The following is a 1,197-nucleotide window of genomic DNA, read 5'->3' as shown; positions in this document are numbered from 1 at the left end:
GCTGCTAAGAAATTTAATTTACTAGCGGATACTGATGTATTTCACAACCTTCTTGCGAATGCTTCCGTTGCTTTATATTCTAAAACACAGAAATTTGAGCATAACGGTACTTTGATGAAAAATCCAATTGGTTATTTTACACGTACGTTCAAACAGATGGTCTATAACTACATCGATAGCTTTAGAGAGAGGCATATTCTTGAAAAACGTAAGGCAACTGTATGCACTGATGGTGGTATATTTTATAATTGGCTAGAAGAAGACCGTTCCACCGTATCCTCCACAAATCCAATAAGCAAGTCGCTTCGGTATATTTGATGAAATATCTGCTGAAGAAGCTGATGAGATGGGGTTATATTAAAGATATTTGTGGTGCTATAGTTTTGTATTACTTTCGTAGCGGTTAGGTAAATGATGCTCTTCATTTTTAACAATCATACAAAGACTAATTGTGATCATAGATATAGCCACCCTTCTCACCATCTGATAAAATAAGTTAATACAGAGAAGCCAAGTAGGCCCCTCTGTATTAACGATTCCTCTCACGAGCAAGATTTCATCAAGGATTTGTCTCTTTTACTCCTACAGCAAATGGATCTGTTCCTGTTGATAAAACTGTATCCACCACATTTACCAATCCATCAATAACAAATACCTTACCGTTTTGATTTCTACTAACCACATAAATTGTATTATGTATTTCATCAACAGTAACCCATGATAGGCCATCTTCATTTGGGCTGAGAATTGGTACCGATGTAACAAGCGCTGGCGTAGGGGGCGTAGTATCGAATACAAAAAGAGTTCTCGTGTCTATAACATATAGCATATGCGTGATAGAATTTGTTGCCATCGCTTCTATATTAGTTGCAAATGGAGAGTTAAGAGCAACTGACCCTAATGGTATAGCAGGAGGGAAAGAACCCATATTATACGCTGAAACAAATGGAAGTGGGGTAGAGATACCCTCAGTCCCTACATACAGTCGATTTAAAACGCGATCTGCCGCTGTAGCCGTTGGGGCTGGATTACTTGGTAAGTTTATTGGGATTGTTCCTACCACAGCATTTGTTCCAGAATCAATAATATATACATTTCGCATGAATGAGTTATCTGCAACATATACCTGATTAAGAGTCGGGTTCACAGAAATTCCATACTGAACATTTCCTACTTGGATAGAAGTGAGATACGTAC

The 1,197-nt window shown here is 37.9% G+C and carries 1 protein-coding gene and 1 pseudogene; one reads left to right on the top strand and one right to left on the bottom strand.

Features of this window, described 5'->3' with window-relative positions:
* Positions 1–361 (top strand): annotated as a pseudogene (locus ATL10_RS30825) (cytosolic protein); the annotation flags it as partial.
* A gap of 198 nt (positions 362–559) precedes the next feature.
* On the opposite strand, the gene ATL10_RS31565 reads toward ATL10_RS30825, so the two are convergent.
* On the bottom strand, positions 560–1,197 hold a 638-nt coding region (locus tag ATL10_RS31565), incomplete at its 5' end, for a YncE family protein (RefSeq protein ID WP_220037397.1).

The sequence above is a fragment of the Bacillus sp. 196mf genome (genome assembly GCF_003217275.1).
GTDB classification, from domain to species: domain Bacteria; phylum Bacillota; class Bacilli; order Bacillales; family Bacillaceae_G; genus Bacillus_A; species Bacillus_A thuringiensis_S.
Note: the sequence above shows the minus strand (reverse complement) of the source record. Positions and strands in the feature narration are given on the sequence as shown.